Below are 16,522 nucleotides of genomic sequence, written 5' to 3'. Positions count from 1 at the left end.
GGTGAGCGGGCCCGGGGCCGTCATGACAGCGGGAGGCCGACGTAGTTCTCGGCGAGTTCGGCGGAGGCGGTGGGGGAGGAGACGATCCGCTCCAGCCGTGCGAGCCGCACCCGGTCCTCGAACGGGCTCTCGTCCGGGCGGCGGTGGAGCGTGTCCGTCATGAAGTACGAGAACCGCTCGGCCTGCCACACCCGGCGCAGACAGGTCTGCGAATAGCCGTCCAGCAGTTCGGGGGAGCCGGTCTCCTGGTGGTGGATCAGCGCGCGGGCCAGCGTGATCACGTCGGTGACGGCCAGATTGAGCCCCTTGGCGCCGGTGGGCGGCACGATATGTGCCGCGTCGCCCGCCAGGAACAGCCGGCCGTGCCGCATCGGCTCCTGGACGAAGCTGCGCATCGGGGTGAGCGAGGTGGCGGTGATCGGGCCGCGCTCCAGCGTCCAGTCCCCGTCGAGTGCGAAACGGGCCGACAGTTCGTCCCAGATCCGCTCATGGGACCAGTCGGCCGGATCGGTGTCGTTCGGCACCTGGAGGTAGAGCCGGGAGACCTGGGGGGAGCGCATGCTGTGCAGGGCGAAGCCGCGCTGATGGCGGGTGTAGATCAACTCCTCGCAGGACGGCGCCACATCGGCCAGCACACCGAGCCAGGAGTAGGGGTAGGTGTGCTCGAAGGTGCGGACCCGGTCGGCGGGGAGCGCGCGCCGGGCGATGCCGTGGAAGCCGTCGCAGCCCGCCACGTAGTCGCAGCTGAGGGTCTGCTCGCGGCCTTGGTGGCGGAAGCGGATGACGGGCGCGGCGGAGTCCGGCTTCTCGATGGCCAGCGCCTCGGCCTCGAACAGCAGCGGCGGACCGCCGGGCTTCTCGAGCTGAAGCGCGATCAGATCCTTGACGATCTCGGTCTGGGCGTAGACCATCACCGACTTGCCGCCGGTGGCGGAGGGGAAGTCCACGCGGTGGCCGCGGCCCTCGAAGCGCAGCTCGATGCCCTGGTGGGGCAGCCCCTCGCGGTCCAGGCGCCCGCCGGCGCCGCACTCCCGCAGCACATCCACGGTGCCCTGCTCCAGGATCCCGGCCCGCTGGCGCCGCTCGGCGTACGCCCGGTCCCGGCTCTCCAGCACCACGCAGTCGATCCCGGCGCGGTGCAGCAGACGGGCGAGCAGCAGCCCGGCGGGTCCGCCGCCGATGATGCCGACGGTCGTGCGCATCACATCGTCCCCTCGCTGTGGTGGTCCATGCGGCTCGCTACTTGTTCGCTGAGTGAAACTTCGTTCATAATTGGTTGGTGATGAGTCTCAGCCCGGTGCCACCACCTGTCAATGGCCCCGTCGGGCCTCTCGAGCGCGGTCTCGCCGTGCTGCGCGAGCTGACCCGGCAGGCCGCGCACGAGGGGCGCACGACGGTCCGCCCCGGCGATCTCGTCCGCGGCACGGGGCTCGCCCGGTCCGTGGTCGACCGCGTGGTGGGCACCCTCGAACAGCTCGGATATGTGACGCTCGACGGGCGCGATATCGGCCTGTCGGTCCGGCTGATGGAGCTGGGCAACGCGTATCTGGCCGCGAGCGGCCTGCCCGCCGCGCTCGGCCCGTTCGCCGAGCGGCTCGCGGACGGGCTCGACGAGTCGGTCTCGGTCGCCGTCCCCGACGGCGACGGGGTGCGCTTCGTCGTCCAGATGACCCGCCGCCGCACCATGTCCCTCGCCTTCCGCATCGGCGATCTGCTCCCCGCCGAGCGCTGTTCCCCCGGCGCGCTCTTCGCCGCCGAGTGGTCCGGGTCCGGCTGGGCCGCCTGGCGCGCCCGCCGCGCCGAGGACCCCCTGGACACCTCCTTCCCCGCCGTCCCGCCGCGCCACCGGCCCGCCTCCGGCGGCGACTTCGAGGCCCGCGTCAAGGAGGCCGCCCGCGACGGCTGGGCCACCGACGACCAGCTGATCGAGCCGGGCCTGGTGGCGGTCTCCGTTCCGGTACGGGACGCCTCGGGCCGGATCGCCTGCGCGGTCAACGTGGTCAGCCACACCAGCCGCCATGACGTGGACTCGCTGCGGGCGGCGGTGCTGGGGCCGCTGAGTGCGGAAGTCCCGGCGATGGAGGCGGCTTTGGCGGCGGCGGCCGGGCGGGGGCGGCCACGCCCCGCCGCCGAGCGTGCGTGGGGCACCCCGGGCGGCGCGCAGACGGCCCTGGGGGAGGACCCCGCGCGGATGGCGAAGCGGGAGCTGGGAGCGGGGTTCCTGCAGTCGCTCGCGCGCGGATTGGCCGTCCTGCGGGCACTGGGCGGGGCGGAGGGCGCGGGCCAGGGCGAGACCGTCACGGCGGGCGGCGGCGGCCGGGGCGGAGGAATGACGCTCAGCGCCGTCGCGGAGGCCACCGGGCTGGCGCGGGCCACCGCCCGGCGCTCGCTGCTGACCCTCGTCGAGCTGGGGTACGTGGAGGCCGACGGCCGGGCCTTCCGCCCGCTGCCGCGCGTGCTGGAGCTCGGCTACGCCCCCCTCGCCGAGCTCGGCTTCACCGATATCGCCCAGCCGCATATGCGCGAACTGGTCCGCACCGTCCATGAGTCGGCCTCCCTGGCCGTCCTGGACGGCGGCGACATCCGCTATATCGCGCGCGTCCCCACCGTCCGCATCATGAGCGTCAACATCACCATCGGCACCCGCTTCCCCGCCTACGCGACCTCCATGGGCCGGGTGCTGCTCGCGGGCCTGGACGCCGACGCCCGTGCCGCCCAGCTCGCCGGGGTGCGGCCCCGGCCGCTGACCCGGCACACCGTGACCGACGTGCCCGAGCTGGCGCGCGTCGTGGAGCGCGCGGCGGCGGAGGGGCACGCCCTGGTCGACCAGGAGCTGGAGGAGGGGCTGCGGTCGCTCGCCGTGCCCGTAAGGGACGCGCGCGGACGGGTGGTGGCCGCGCTCAACGTGGCGACCCACGCCGGCCGCGGCACCGCCGAGAGCGCCCGCCGTGAACTCCTCCCGGCGCTGCGCGCCACCGCGGCCCGGATCGAGGCCGATCTGGCGACGGCCTCGGCACATCACGCCCTGGGGGCGGGTGAGAGAGTGGGGGCATGAGAGCGGCGAACTCCCCGGGGACGGGACGCACCGGCCATGTCGTGGTCATCGGCGGCGGCATCGCGGGCCTCGCGGCGGCTCACCGGCTGCTGGACGGCGGGGCGCGGGTGACGCTCCTGGAGGCGTCGGGGCGGCTCGGCGGCAAGCTGCGCGCGGGGGAGATCGAGGGCGTACCGGTCGACCTCGGGGCCGAGTCGATGCTCGCCCGCCGCCCGGAAGGCGTCGAGCTGGCGCGCGCCGTGGGCCTCGGCGACCGGCTGCAGCCGCCCGCGACCGCGACCGCCTCCCTCTGGACGCGTGGCGGGCTGCGCCCGATGCCCAAGGGGCATGTGATGGGCGTCCCCGGCGATCTGGCGCCGCTGGCGTCCTCCGGGGTGATCTCGGAGGAGGGGCTGGACCGGATCGCCCGCGACCGGGAGCTGCCGCCCACGCCGGTCGGCGAGGACGTGGCGCTCGGCGAGTACCTCGCGGCGCGACTCGGCCGCGAGGTCGTGGACCGGCTGGTCGAACCGCTGCTGGGCGGGGTGTACGCGGGCGATGTGTACCGCACCTCGATGCGCGCCTCGGTCCCCACCCTCTTCGAGGTGGCCCGCTCCGGCGGCCCGCTGACCGAGGGCGTCCGGGAGCTGGCCGAGCGCGCCGCGCGACGGCAGGACGGCCCGGTGTTCATGGGCATCGACGGCGGGATCGGCCGACTGCCGCTCGCGGTCGCCGACGCGGTACGGGCCGCGGGCGGCGAGATCCGCACCGGGGCGGCCGTACGGGAGCTGCGGCGCACCGCCGACGGCTGGACCCTCGCCGTGGACGGCACGGACGGCACGGACGGCACGGAAGGCACGGACGGCACGGACGGCACGGACGGCCCGCCGGTGGTGACGGCCGACGCCGTGGTGCTGGCGGTCCCCGCGCCCGCCGCCGCCCGGCTGCTGGCCGCCGAGGCCCCAGCCGCCTCCACCGAGCTGGCCACCGTCGACTACGCCTCGATGGCGCTGGTCACCATGGCCTTCCGGCGCGACGCGCTCACCGGCGTGGACGCGTTCGCCGAGCGGAGCGGCTTCCTGGTGCCGCCGGTCGACGGCCGGACGATCAAGGCGGCGACGTTCTCCAGCCGCAAGTGGGGCTGGCTGCGGGACGCCGGACCCGATCTCTTCGTGCTGCGTACCTCGATCGGGCGGTTTGACGACGAGGTGGATCTGAAGCGGGACGACGCCGACCTGGTAAGGATGTCGCTCGCCGATCTCGGCGAGGCCGTCGGCCTGACGGCCCGGCCCGTCGCGAGCCGGGTGGACCGCTGGGACGGTGGACTGCCGCAGTACCCGGTGGGCCATCTCGACCGGGTGGCCCGCATCCGTGCCGAGGTCGCCAAGGTGCCGGGGCTGGGGGTGTGCGGCGCGCTCTACGACGGGGTGGGCATCCCGGCATGCGTCGGCAGCGCCCGTAAGGCGGCCGACGAGCTGCTGGGCGCCCTGGCGGCCACCCTGGAGCCGGGCTCCATAGCCGGAGAGCGAGAATAGGGCCATGACTGCTGCACCTGAGAAGACTCCCAACGCCGGTAAGAAGGCCAAGGACCTCAACGAGGTCATCCGCTACACCCTGTGGTCGGTGTTCCGGCTGCGCGATGTGCTGCCGGAGGACCGCACCGGCTACGCCGACGAGGTCGAGGAGCTCTTCTCCCAGCTCGCCGCCAAGGACGTCACCGTGCGCGGCACCTACGACGTGTCCGGGCTGCGCGCCGACGCGGACATCATGATCTGGTGGCACTCGGAGACCTCCGACGCCCTCCAGGAGGCGTACAACCTCTTCCGACGCACCCGGCTGGGGCGCACCCTGGAGCCGGTGTGGTCCAACATGGCGCTGCACCGCCCGGCCGAGTTCAACAAGGCCCACATCCCGGCGTTCCTCGCGGACGAGAACCCGCGTGACTACGTCAGCGTGTACCCGTTCGTCCGCTCCTATGAGTGGTACCTGCTGCCCGACGAGGACCGCCGCCGGATGCTCGCGGACCACGGCAAGATGGCGCGCGGCTACCCCGATGTGCGCGCCAACACGGTCGCGTCCTTCTCGCTCGGCGACTACGAGTGGATCCTGGCCTTCGAGGCGGACGAGCTGCACCGCATCGTCGACCTGATGCGCCATCTGCGCGGCTCCGAGGCGCGTCGGCATGTGCGCGAGGAGGTGCCGTTCTACACCGGGCGGCGCAAGGCGGTCTCCGAGCTCGTCGCCGGTCTGGCCTGACGGCCTTACGGCGGTCCCCTTAGGGCGGTTATGGCGGTCGGGACGGCCTTACGGTCGTCCCGTACGGGCCCCCGTGTCCTCTTACGGCCTCTTGCGGCCTCTTACGGCGTGCCCGGGATCGCGGCCGGCTGCTTGCCCGACTCGGGCAGCGGGGCCGGGGCCGGAAGCGGTGCGGGCTCCGGGCGCGGGGCGCAGGAGGCGGACCGGCCCGGCGTCCTCCCGGTCAGCAGATACGTGTCCACATGGCGGTTGACGCAGTCGTTCGGCCCGCCCCACACCCCGTGGGTGCCCGCCTTCCGCTCGGTCACCAGCGAGGAGCCGGGCAGCCGGTGCCACAGCTCCTTCGCCCCCGCGTACGGGGTGGCCGCGTCCCGCTCCGCTGAGAGCAGCAGCACCGGCGGCAGCGCGACCCGCCCCGTCCGGGGGCCCACCGCCTCCAAGTTCCCCACGTCGAGGGGGCGGCCGGGCTTCAGCGGCCAGAAGGCGCACGGCAGGTTCATCGCCACGTTGTCCCAGGTCTCGAAGGGCGCGCGGCGGGCGAGGGCGGTGTTGTCGCGGTTCCAGGCGGCCCAGGTGCGCGGCCAGGGCGCGTCGTTGCACTCCACGGCGGTGTAGACGGCGTTGCCGTTCTCGTCGTCGGCCGCCTGCGCCGGATCGGGCGCGGCGAGCGCGATCAGCGGCTCGGGGTCACCGTGCAGATAGGCGGCCAGCGCCCGGGCGGCCGGATCCCAGTAGGCGTCGTTGTAGCCGGTCCGCAGGAACGCGCTCTGGAGCTGGGCGGTGCCGACGACCCCGCCCGCCGGCTTGTGCCCCACCCGCCGCCGCGCCCTCTCGTACGAGGCGAGCACCCGGTGCTCGGTGGTGCCCAGGTGGTAGACGGCGTGGTGCCGGGCGACCCAGCGGCGCCAGTCCCGCCAGCGCCGCTCGAAGGAGACCGACTGGTCGAGGTTGTCGCGGTACCAGATCCGCCAGGGGGCGGGGTTGACCACGCTGTCGAAGACCATCCGGCGCACCCGCCCCGGGAAGAGCGTGGCGTAGACGGCCCCGTAGTACGTGCCGTACGAGGCGCCCACGAAGGTGAGCCGCCGCTGGCCCAGCGCCGCGCGCAGCACCTCCAGATCGCGGGCGTTGTTCAGCGTGGTGTAGTGCGCGAGCGCGCGGCCCGCGCGGCGCACACAGCCCCGCACATAGGCGCGCGCCCGCGCCACCAGCCGCCGTTTGAAGGCGGCGCTGGGGTGCGGCGGGGAGCTGGTCGGCGCCTTGGCGTAGGCCGACGGCCGCTGGCAGGACAGCGGGGCTGAACGGCCCACGCCCCGTGGGGCGTAGCCGACGAAGTCGTAGGCGGCGGCCACGCGGCGGAAGGCGCCCTCGGCCGCGTACTCGGGGAACGCCATACCGGAGGCGCCCGGTCCGCCGGGGTTGTAGACCAGCGCCCCCTGACGCCGGGCCTTGGGGCCGGTGGCCCGGATCCGGCTGACGGTGAGGGCGATGTGCTTGCCGCCGGGACGGGCGTAGTCGAGCGGGACGGAGACCTTTCCGCAGGTGATGGGGGCGGCCAGCGCCTCGGCGCGGGGGCAGCGGCGGAAGACGATGCCCCGCTCCGCCGCGCGCCGGGCGGCGAGCGCCACCCCGCGGGCCGCGGCCGCGTCACCGGGCGGGGCGGCGGCCGTGGCGGCCGAGGCGGGTGAGCCGGACCAGGAGCTCCAGGCGGGCGCGGCGGGGGCGACGGGCGCGGCGGAGGCCGAACGGGCGGTGGGGGAGGCCGGGGCCGTAAGTGGCGCGCCCGCCGCACCGGCCGGGGCCGGGGCGGACCGGTTGGACGCGGTGGCCGTCGTGGCGGCGCGGGCGGTGGACGCGGCGAGCGGGCGGCCGGTGGCGGGCGTCGCGAGCAGCGCGCTCATGGCCAGCGACAGGGACAGCGGGCCGAGGATGCCGTACAGCGCTGCTGCTCTCACTGGACATCCCTTCGTGCATCGCGCGATGAAAGGGATATTTGGCGCGGCGGATGACCATGTAAAGCACCGGGCCGCGGTGTCGGGGTCAATGACCCCAATGCCCCTTCAGCGCCGCGCGCAGTGCCCGGTCGGGGAGGGCGGCGGTGCCGTGCACCGCGAGCGCGGTGAGCACCTCGCCGTCGTCGTCATCGCCGTCCGGGCCGCCGCCGGAGCGCTGGGCGAGGGTCCGCCGCGGGGGCACGTCGATCCGGCCCAGCAGCCGCTGACCGGCGGGGGAGGCCCACCGCGAGTACGGATGCGCCTCGACCCGGGCGATCAGCAGACAGCTCACCGTCAGCAGCAGCGGCAGCATGAACCACGAGGCCACCGGACCGCGCCCCGCCGCGGGCGGCACCAGCAGCAGCGCGGCGGCCGCCGTCGCCAGAACCAGCGCGCAGGCCGCCCGCACATGCCGCACCGCGACCGCCACATTCGTACGCGCCGAGGCGGGCACCGCGAGCCCCGCCGCCACCAGCCGGTCGCCCAGCGCCCGCACCGGGGCGGCGGTGGCGAGCGCGGCCCGCACCGGCCGCACCGGGGACTGGCCCTCCGGCCCTATCGCGGTGATCACGGACCGCTCCAGCTCGTCCCGCCCGTCCGGGACCACGACGGTGACCCAGCCGGTGTGGGCGAGCAGCAGCCGGCGCTCGCGGTACATCGTGACGAGAACCAGCTCGCCCACCCGCCGCGGACCGCCGGACAGAAACGCCGCCTCGTACAGGCTCAGGCCCTTCGCATCCGCCGCCGGATCAGGATCCATCGGCTGGGCGGCGGCGACCGCCGCCAGGCACAGACGCGTGCAACCGACAACCGCCGCGCCCCACGCGACGAGCAGGAAAAGGACCCACAACATGGCCGAGTTCTACTGGACCCGACCGCTGTCGCGCCACGGTTTTCACGATATGAACGACTCGCCCGGGCGCGCGACTCGCCCTGACGTGCAGCTCGCCCGGACGCGCGGCTCGCCCGGACGTGCAGCTCGTCCTGATCGAGGGCCGCGACCGATCGCGCGGCCTGCCCGAGGGCAGCGACCGATCGCCCGCGACCCGCACGGCCACGGCGCGGGAGGCGTTGCCGGGGTCGCTGCGGATCGGTCAGGACGCTTTGGCTGATCGTCATCGGCGGCGGGGGGGTGGGCGGTTTCACGGGGCTGCGGCTCGTGCCGGTTGCCCATACCCGGCGCCCGCTGGTGGCGGACGGGATCGTCATCGTCAGCGGGGGCTGGGCGGCTTCATCGGGCGGCGGTTCGGCCTGGCTGCTCGCACCCGGGGCCCTCTGGCGGTGGTGGGCGGGATCGTCATCGGCGCTGGGGGCTGGGCGTTTGCACCTGGCTGCGGCTCGGCCCGGCAGAGCTACGGCCGACCGCCGCCCCGGCGCCCGCTGGCCGTGGCGCGTCATCGGCACTGGGGGTTGGGCGGTTTCACCGGGCTGCGGCTGCCGCCCACACCTGGCGCCCGCTGGTGGTTGACGGTGCGCGGCGGGCCCTGCCGTACCCCCCGCCCTGCCGGGCCTCCCGGACGTCCTGGTGGCAACCCGGCCCGTTGTGCGGCGGCTCAGCTGCCTCCGCCGCATCCCCCGCCTCCGCCGCAGCTCGACCCCGAGGAGCCGCCGCACGAGGAGCCCCCGCCTCCGCCGCAGGACGAGCCGCCGCACGAGGAGCCTCCGCAGCCGGAGCCGCCCCCGCCGCACCACGATCCGCCGCCGGAGCCCGAGGTACCCGAAGACCCGGAGTCGGTCGACGACCCCGATCCGCCCGGCACCTTCTGCGCGTCCAGCAGTTGCTTCCGCAGCAGCGGATCGTCCGTCAGGGCGGCCGCCCCGGTCAGCGCGACGACGACCGCGACGGGGACCGTCGCCGGATGGCCGACGGACAGGGCGTGCCGCCGTTCGCCGACCCCCGACTCCCTCCGGTACGCCGCCAGCGCCCGCTTCCCGGCGGCGGTCAGCCGGCGCTTGGCCGCACCGGCGCAGATTCCGCCGATGAGGAAGCCGGTGAAGAGCGCGGGGGCGATCGCGAAGATCAGCGGAAGTCCGCCGTCGGCGATGGAGCCGACGCTCATCATGATGCCCAGGAACATGCCCACCGCGCAGAGCGTGTTCTGCGCCCGTGCCGCGCCCCGCCAGAGCCGGAGGACGTCCGGCCGCACCATCAGCCCGCGCCCCGCCAGCCGGTCGCCGGTCGCCTGCACCGCCGCACTGCGCATCAACTCCCGGCGCAGCCACTTCAGGGCGCCGTGCGGGGAGCGGGCGCACAGCCGCAGCAGGTCCTCCTCGACCGGGCCGCGCGCGATCGGCTGCCGCACCGAGACCACTCCGGGGTCGCCGATCGCCAGCCGCCCGTCCGCGTACATGGTGCTGATCACGGTGTCCGCCATCCGGCCCGGCCCGCCCGCCAGGAAGGCGGCCTCCAGCAGGTCGTACGCCCGGGCGTCCACCGGCCCCACGGCCTCCCCGCGCCGGGCCCGGACCGTGCCGGTGATGAGCACCACCGACGACAGCGCGACGGCCACGTACACCAGGATCACCGCCGCGCTCATGCCGCTCGCCGCCCGCTCAGCGCGAGCCGGACCCGGCGGGCCAGCCGCGCCGCCGGATGGGACGCCAGGGGCGCGGGCCCGGACCGCTCCTGCCACCACAGCGTCAGACGGCGCCGGGCGGCCGGGTCGTCGGGCCGCCTGTCCGCCAGCAGATGCTCGGCGAACGCCAGCGCGTCGCGGCGGTAGCCGCCGGTCATCGGGCGGCCGTCGGCGTACCGCGCGAACGCCGGGCGGTAGCCGGTGCCCAGGATCTCCGGCAGCTCCGGGGCCACCTTGGCGACCACGGACGCCCGCTTGGCCGTCAGCGCCGCGCTCTGCACCCGCAGCCGCCGCCGGTCGAAGCCCTCGGGCGGCGGCGTGCCCCCGACCAGTGCGGACAGCAGCGAGGTCTGGGCGAGCGCCAGCCGTTCACGGACGGCGTCCGGCACGGGATCCTCGGGCGCGGCGGAGGGCCTTACGGGGGCCGAGGCCGTCACCGCGGCGGCAGCCTCTTCCGCCATCCCCACCACCGCCCCCGCCGCCGTCACCCCACGGATCGCGTCCAGCTCGTCCGCCAGTTCCCCCGCCGCCGGGAAGTCCTCGTCGCGCTCCAGCAGCACGCCGGGCGGTGCCGTACGGGCGCACAGTTCGGCGAGGACGTCGAGCACCGGCTGGGTCACCGGATGGGCGTGGCTGTCGTGCCACACCCCGTCCTTCTCGACCCCGCCCGCCACATGGACGTAGGCGATCGCCCAGGTGGGCAGTTCGTCCAGCGCCTTGGCCGGGTCCTCGCCCCGGTTGACGTGGTTGGTGTGCAGATTGGCCACGTCGATGAGCAGCCGCACCCCCGTGCGCTCGACGAGCTCGGCCAGGAACTGGCCCTCGGTCATCTCCTCGCCGGGCCAGGAGATCAGCGCCGCGATGTTCTCCACCGCGAGCGGCACCGGCAGCGCGTCCTGCGCGATGCGCACGTTCTCGCACAGCACGTCCAGCGCGTCACGGGTCCGTGGCACCGGCAGCAGATGCCCGGCCTCGATGGCCGCTGACGCGGTCAGCGGCCCCCCGGCCCTGACGAACGCGATGTGTTCGGTGACCAGCGGTGAGCCCAGCGCCTCGGCGCGCTCGGCCAGCGCCCGGAGGCGGCCGGGGTCGGGCCGCTCGGCTCCCCCGAGGCCGAGTGACACCCCGTGCGGGACCACCGTGGTCCCGCGCTCGCGCAGCCGCCGGAGCGCGTCCGGCACATGGTCGGGGCAGATGTTCTCCGCCACCACCTCGACCCAGTCGATGCCGGGCAGCCGCGCGATGTCGTCGGCGATCTCCGGTCGCCAGCCGATTCCGGTACCGAGGCGCACCATGGCTCCCCCTCCTCGTTCCGTACCGCGTCCCCCGCGGTGTTGTTCTCGCGTGCTGGGGTGATGACCCCGTAGAAGGAGGACGAATCCCCCGGCCCCCTGGTTCAGAGCTTCATTTGAGCTTCGCGGCATCACGCCGGAGGGGCGTACGCGGGGGCGTCGGGCAGCGGTGGTCCGGGCGGTGCGAAAGGTCACCGGGTGGGTGGTGTCGCTGAATATGGTCACTGTTACAAAAAATTCGGGCCCTGTGGCGACAGACGTTCAGAGGGGAAAATAGGATCGGTCTGGTCCGGGGGGATGGAAGATCACACCTTTGTGCCGCGCCCGCGCGCGGAGCGAGCGTGGGGGAAACACGTGCTGGGCAGCAGTGACAACGCCATGGGGAAGCACCGCAAGCACCGCCGAAAGCAGTCCTCGGGGAGCCGGGGGATGCGGCTGCGCCGCTGGGCGGCCGCGCGGGTCCGGCTGGACTATCCCCGGGCGGGGCGGCGTGGTGTGGGGCGATGGCTGCCGACGTGGCGTCAGATCACCCTGCTCTTCCTGTTCTGCCTCGGCTCTCTGACCGGTCTGCTGAGCTATCTGTATCTGCAGACCGACATACCCAAGAACCTGAACGACTTCGCCACCCAGCAGGACAACGTCTACTACTGGGCCGACGGCACCGAGATGGCCCGCACCGGTCCGGTCAACCGGCAGGAGGTGCCGCTGGGCAAGGTGCCGCAGGATGTCCAGTGGGCGGTGCTCGCCGCCGAGAACGCCAGTTTCTACTCCGACAGCGGAGTGTCCCCGAGCGGGCTGATGCGCGCCGTGACGCGGATGGTGACGGGCGGTGAGACCCAGGGCGGATCCACCATCACCCAGCAGTATGTGAAGAATGCCTATCTGAATCAGCGCCAGACATTTTCCCGCAAGCTCACCGAGATGTTCATGGCCATCAAGCTGGACGACCGGATGAGCAAGCGGGAGATCCTTCAGCGCTATCTGAACACCAGCTGGTTCGGGCGCGGCAGTTACGGCATTCAGCGGGCGGCGTACGCGTACTACGGCAAGGACGTCTCGGAACTCAACGCGAGCGAGGGCGCGTTGCTCGCCTCGCTGCTCAAGGGCGCCGGGACATTCGATCCGACGCTCAGCGCCAAGAACCACAAGCGGGCCGTCGACCGCTGGAAGTGGGTGCTGGACCGGATGGTCGACATCGGAAAGCTCTCCCGGTCCGAGCGGGCCCGCTATACGTCGTTCCCCGAGCCCAAGGCGCCGCCCAAGCCGGCGGGGCTCACCGGTCAGGTCGGCTATCTGGTGGAGACGGCCAAGGCGTATGTGAGCTCCCATACCGAGATATCCGCCGCCGATTTCGACCTGGGCGGCTATCAGATTCACACCACCTTCGAGAAGCCGAAGGTCCAGGCGCTCGCCAAGGCGGTGAAGAAGACCCGGGACACGCTCGATCCCGAGGAGCGCCCCGAGGACCGCCATGTGCGGATCGGCGCCGCCTCGGTGGCTCCTGGGGGCGCGATACGCGCGCTGTACGGCGGCCCCGGCTATCTGGAGCAGGGATTCAACGACGCGAACGCCTCCAACGTCCCGGCCGGCACCTCCTTCACCCCCTTCGTCTACGCCGCCGCGCTGCGCGACGGCGTTCTGCTGAAGCGCAACGGGGAGCGGACGCCCGTGACGCCCTCGACGCTCTACGACGGCGACAACAAGATCGCGGTGCATACGCCCGAGGGGCCGTACTGGGACCGCAGCGGCAAGATCGTGCGGGCCGGCAACGACGGTGACGCCTCCTATGGGCAGGTCTCCCTGCGCCAGGCGATCGTGCGGTCCATCAACACCCCGATGATCCAGCTTGGCATGGACGTCGGACTGGACCGGGTCCGGCGGGCGTCCATCGACGCGGGGCTGCTGCCCAGCAGCTTCGGCGCGCGGGTGCCCGCGTTCTCGCTCGGCACCGCGACGCCCAGCTCGATCCGTATGGCCAGCGCCTACGGGACGTTCGCCGCCGAGGGCACCCACTACGCGCCGTACTCGGTGAGCGGGCTCACCCACGGCGGGCAGCGCCTCGAACTGCGCAAGGACAGCGCCAAGCGGGCCTTCAGCCCGGCGGTCGCGGCGCAGGTGGACGAGGCGCTGCGGGGCGCCGTCCAGAGCCCGGACGGCGCGGCGCACGGGGCCGCCGCGGCCGGTGGTGAAGTGGCCGGTAAGGCGGGCACGGCGCAGGACGGCAACTCCGCCTGGTTCGTCGGCTACACCAAGAAGCTGTCGACGGCGGTCTCGCTGTCCCGGGTGGACCCCAAGTCGCAGGAGCTGATGCCGCTCAAGGGGATGGGCGGGGAAGCCACCGACACCTCGGGCGACACCTACCCCCTGGACATCTGGAAGAGCTATATGACGGACCGGGCGGCGGAATAAGCCCCGGCGGAACAAGCCCTGGCGGAAGGCCGTCAACAGGACCGCTTCCGCCGCTACTTGGTCTTGGTGTACGTGGACCAGTCCGGCGATTCCGCCGGGTCCAGCATCCGCAGCTTCGCCAGGACCTTCGGGTCCTGGGCGTCCAGCCAGTCGGCGAGCTGCTTGAACGACACGCACCGCACCCCGTCGCGGCGGCAGACGCTCCGCATCACGTCCTCGATGGCCTGCATATAGATGCCACCGTTCCAGGTCTCGAAGTGATTGCCGATGAACAGCGGCGCCCGGCTGCCGTTGTAGGCCCGCTCGAAGCCGTTCAGATACCCCTCGCGGGTCAGCCGCTCCCACTCCGCGTACTTCGCCGGATCGCCCTCGGTGCTGTCACCGGACTGGTTGAAGAGGAAGTTGAAGTCCATCGAGAGGACCTGCTTCTCGCTCTCCGGGTACGGCACTAGCTGCAGCGGGAAGTTCCAGATCCCATCGATCTTGGACGGCCAGAGCTGGAAGTCGCCCGGGGAGCTGGCGTCATAGCGCCAGCCGAGGGATTTGATGGCCGGAATCAGCGTCTTCTGGCCCTCCAGGCACGGCGCGCGCCCGCCGGCCAGCTCCACGTCGTAGTCGAACGGCAGCGGCTTGATGTCGGTGAAGCCGGTGTTGGTCTTCCAGTGCTTCACAAAGGAGACGGCCTGCTCCGTTTCGCTCTTCCACTCCTGGGTGGACCAGTCCTCCCCGCCCTTGGCGCCGCAGAAGTGGCCGTTGAAGTGGGAGCCGATCTCGTTGCCGTCCTGCCAGGCCCCGCTGAGCTGCTCCAGGGTCTCCCTGATGTGCTCGTCGGTGGGGAAGGATATGGCGGCCGAGCCCGGCTTGTGCTGGGGCGGCCGATAGAGGTCGCTCTTCGCCTTGGGCAGCAGATACATGCCGCTCAGGAAGAACGTCATCGTGGCGTCGCTCTCCTTGGCCACCTGGCGGAAGCGGGAGAAGAGATGGTCGTCGTTCTCCAGCGCGCCGTCCCAGGAGAAGACCACGAACTGCGGCGGCTTCTCACCGGGTTTCAGCTTCTCGGGCTTGAGCTGATGGGGCTGCGGTCCGGTGTAGGACGTGGAGCCGTCCCCGAGCACCTTGACCTTGCCGTCCCAATGGGCGTACTTGTCCTTCTTCTTGGGCTCCCTGGGGACCCGGTCCGACTTGGGAGACGCCGCGGCGGCGGGGAGGTCCTTGTCCTGTGTGCCGCCCCCGTCCCCCGGCGAGGTCAGGGCTATCAGCAGCGCCACCACGACGGCCACGGCCGTGAGCGCGCCTATGGGCGCAGCCACGCCATAGGCGTTCTTCGCGTTTAAAGCCTTCAACGCTTTCACGATCTTCAGCGCCTTCACGGGTCCCGCCCCCTGGCAACAGTACAGATGTACGTCCCCCTCAGTATCACAGAAGTATCACGTGCCCTTCACATCGGTCTCCTCACCAACCGGTCAAAAGCAGGTGGTTGACGAGCAGTCCGAGACACGCCTGGGCCACAAGCCAGCGGCGACGATCAACAGCGGGTAGGAGCGCGGCGGTGGGCAGCAGCCAGACCAGGAAGGGAAGCCAGATCCGCTCCGTCTCGGCCTTGCTCATCCCGGACAGATCGGCCACGACGAGCGCGAACAGCACGGCGAAGGTCAGCACCACGAGCCCGTCCGGGGCGCCCGGACCGCCCGGGCGCAACCGCCTTACGGTGTCGGGCACCGCCGACAGCATGCGCCGCGCGCCCGCGACACAGGCCGGACCGGCGACCACGGTCGCGACCGCGAGGTTGGCCCAGACCCAGTACGCGTACGGGCGGTCCGAGGCCACGCCCTGGTAGTAGCGCTCGACCAGCAGCGAGTACCCCTCCCACCACTGGAAGCCGGTCAACGTGAACGCACCGGCCACCACCGCCGCCCCGATCAGCGCGAAGGGCAGCGGCCGGGCGGTGCGGGCGAGCAGGAGCACGGCGGCGGCGGGCAGCGCGAGCAGCGTCAGCCCGTAGGAGAGATAGGCCGTCAGCCCCAGCAGCAGCCCGGAGCCGAACGCGACGGCCCCGGGCGCCCGGACCGTACGCGTCGCCGCGAGCGCCAGCAGCGCGAGCCCCCAGGCCGCGACGGCCGCGAAATAGCCGTCGGCCGAGGCGCCCACCCAGACCGCCCCGGGCGCCAGGACGAGGAACGGGGCGGCAGCGCGCGCGGCCCGCTCCTGCCCCAGGGCGCGCAGCGTGACCAGGATCGCGACCGCCGCCGAGCCGCCCACCGTGATGCAGAAGGCCCCCGCCCACCCGCCGCCGCCCAGGCCCAGCCGGTCCAGGCCCACGAAGGTGAGCACGGCGCCCGGCGGATGGCCCGCGATATGGGCGGGCCAGTGGTCGGGCTGGGTGAGCAGGATGTGGCCGGTGAAGCCGCGCAGGGCCGCGCCGATGTCGTGGAACCGGTCGACACCGCGCAGATATTCGTGGCGCGCGGTCAGCCGCTCCGCCACCCCCCGCTGCCATCCGTCGACCAGCGCCAGTGACCAGATCCAGGCCATGGACGCCGCCCAGACGGTCCCCAGCAGCCCGCGCCACGGCAGCCGCACCGCGAGCCGGGGGCCGTGGACGACGACCGCTGCGGCGACGGCCAGGGCGGCGGGCGTGCCGGGGCCCACATGGGGCAGCCAGTCGGCGTACAGCGGCGCCCAGTCGACGTACAGCGAGTGATGGGCCCGCTGGATCAGGGTGCCGACGACGGCGGCGACGGCGAAGAGCACGGCGGCGGCAGCGGCGGCGAGCACATCCCGGCGGCGGCCGGTCCGCTTCTCGTTCTCGATGGCCCGGGTGTCGATGCCGCTGTGGAGAGGGAGTTTCACGACGTCACGCTACGTCGTGAAGCCCGCGCCCGGGCCGCCGCGCCGCGCGCTGTCACCGGACCGTCAGATCCTTGCGGCCGGGGCGGCTGACGTCACCGTTTCGTCATGGGC

General features: G+C 73.2%; 11 protein-coding genes. 4 read left to right on the top strand and 7 right to left on the bottom strand.

Annotation, left to right across the window (positions count from 1 at the left end; translation table 11 throughout):
• Positions 1–20 precede the first annotated feature (20 nt).
• Positions 21–1,202 (bottom strand): 4-hydroxybenzoate 3-monooxygenase, encoded by a 1,182-nt coding sequence (locus J5X86_RS33645; RefSeq protein ID WP_208520474.1) that lies wholly within the window; start codon positions 1,200–1,202, stop codon positions 21–23.
• Positions 1,203–1,282: 80 nt separating this feature from the next.
• Here J5X86_RS33645 and J5X86_RS33640 point away from each other — a divergent pair, with 80 nt between their 5' ends.
• The 3 genes from J5X86_RS33640 to hemQ are packed head-to-tail and all read left to right on the top strand — an operon-like array spanning position 1,283 to position 5,290.
• Complete coding sequence (locus tag J5X86_RS33640; RefSeq protein WP_208520473.1) at positions 1,283–3,055, top strand: IclR family transcriptional regulator C-terminal domain-containing protein; 1,773 nt, start codon at positions 1,283–1,285, stop codon at positions 3,053–3,055.
• Complete coding sequence (gene hemG, locus J5X86_RS33635; protein WP_208520472.1) at positions 3,052–4,569, top strand: protoporphyrinogen oxidase; 1,518 nt, start codon at positions 3,052–3,054, stop codon at positions 4,567–4,569. The genes J5X86_RS33640 and hemG overlap by 4 nt, the downstream gene beginning before the upstream one ends.
• A 4-nt stretch (positions 4,570–4,573) precedes the next feature.
• Positions 4,574–5,290, top strand: coding sequence for a hydrogen peroxide-dependent heme synthase (gene hemQ, locus J5X86_RS33630; protein ID WP_208520471.1), 717 nt, complete (start codon positions 4,574–4,576; stop codon positions 5,288–5,290).
• Between the two features lie 101 nt (positions 5,291–5,391).
• On the opposite strand, the gene J5X86_RS33625 is transcribed toward hemQ, so the two are convergent.
• The 4 genes from J5X86_RS33625 to J5X86_RS33610 form a co-directional block, all read right to left on the bottom strand.
• Positions 5,392–7,245, bottom strand: a complete 1,854-nt coding sequence (locus tag J5X86_RS33625) for an alpha/beta hydrolase (RefSeq protein WP_208520470.1) — start codon at positions 7,243–7,245, stop codon at positions 5,392–5,394.
• An 85-nt stretch (positions 7,246–7,330) separates the two neighbouring features.
• Positions 7,331–8,137 (bottom strand): TIGR04222 domain-containing membrane protein, encoded by an 807-nt coding sequence (locus J5X86_RS33620; protein ID WP_208520469.1) that lies wholly within the window; start codon positions 8,135–8,137, stop codon positions 7,331–7,333.
• Between the two features lie 700 nt (positions 8,138–8,837).
• Positions 8,838–9,821 (bottom strand): TIGR04222 domain-containing membrane protein, encoded by a 984-nt coding sequence (locus J5X86_RS33615; RefSeq protein ID WP_208520468.1) that lies wholly within the window; start codon positions 9,819–9,821, stop codon positions 8,838–8,840.
• On the bottom strand, positions 9,818–11,155 hold the full coding sequence (locus J5X86_RS33610; RefSeq protein WP_208520467.1) for a DUF692 domain-containing protein: 1,338 nt from the start codon (positions 11,153–11,155) through the stop codon (positions 9,818–9,820). The genes J5X86_RS33615 and J5X86_RS33610 overlap by 4 nt, the downstream gene beginning before the upstream one ends.
• A 351-nt stretch (positions 11,156–11,506) precedes the next feature.
• Between J5X86_RS33610 and J5X86_RS33605 the strand changes: the two genes are divergently transcribed.
• Entirely contained in the window at positions 11,507–13,561 is a 2,055-nt protein-coding gene (locus tag J5X86_RS33605; protein ID WP_374229317.1) for a transglycosylase domain-containing protein, read from the top strand.
• 53 nt (positions 13,562–13,614) lie between these two features.
• Here the strand turns inward: J5X86_RS33605 and J5X86_RS33600 are convergent, their stop codons facing one another.
• Both J5X86_RS33600 and J5X86_RS33595 read right to left on the bottom strand, forming a co-directional pair.
• On the bottom strand, positions 13,615–14,871 hold the full coding sequence (locus J5X86_RS33600; protein WP_308124797.1) for a hypothetical protein: 1,257 nt from the start codon (positions 14,869–14,871) through the stop codon (positions 13,615–13,617).
• Positions 14,872–15,013: 142 nt separating this feature from the next.
• Positions 15,014–16,411 (bottom strand): hypothetical protein, encoded by a 1,398-nt coding sequence (locus J5X86_RS33595; protein ID WP_078644406.1) that lies wholly within the window; start codon positions 16,409–16,411, stop codon positions 15,014–15,016.
• Positions 16,412–16,522 lie beyond the last annotated feature (111 nt).

This window comes from Streptomyces sp. NEAU-YJ-81, assembly GCF_017592595.1.
GTDB lineage: Bacteria > Actinomycetota > Actinomycetes > Streptomycetales > Streptomycetaceae > Streptomyces > Streptomyces hygroscopicus_B.
This window is presented reverse-complemented; position numbering and strand designations above follow the sequence as displayed.

Excerpts from the sequence above, each read along its gene's own strand:
- J5X86_RS33645 (WP_208520474.1), bottom strand. The coding sequence starts at position 1,202 with ATGCGCACGACCGTCGGCATCATCGGCGGCGGACCCGCCGGGCTGCTG.
- J5X86_RS33640 (WP_208520473.1), top strand. The coding sequence starts at position 1,283 with ATGAGTCTCAGCCCGGTGCCACCACCTGTCAATGGCCCCGTCGGGCCT.
- hemG (WP_208520472.1), top strand. The coding sequence starts at position 3,052 with ATGAGAGCGGCGAACTCCCCGGGGACGGGACGCACCGGCCATGTCGTG.
- hemQ (WP_208520471.1), top strand. The coding sequence starts at position 4,574 with ATGACTGCTGCACCTGAGAAGACTCCCAACGCCGGTAAGAAGGCCAAG.
- J5X86_RS33620 (WP_208520469.1), bottom strand. The coding sequence starts at position 8,137 with ATGTTGTGGGTCCTTTTCCTGCTCGTCGCGTGGGGCGCGGCGGTTGTC.
- J5X86_RS33615 (WP_208520468.1), bottom strand. The coding sequence starts at position 9,821 with ATGAGCGCGGCGGTGATCCTGGTGTACGTGGCCGTCGCGCTGTCGTCG.
- J5X86_RS33610 (WP_208520467.1), bottom strand. The coding sequence starts at position 11,155 with ATGGTGCGCCTCGGTACCGGAATCGGCTGGCGACCGGAGATCGCCGAC.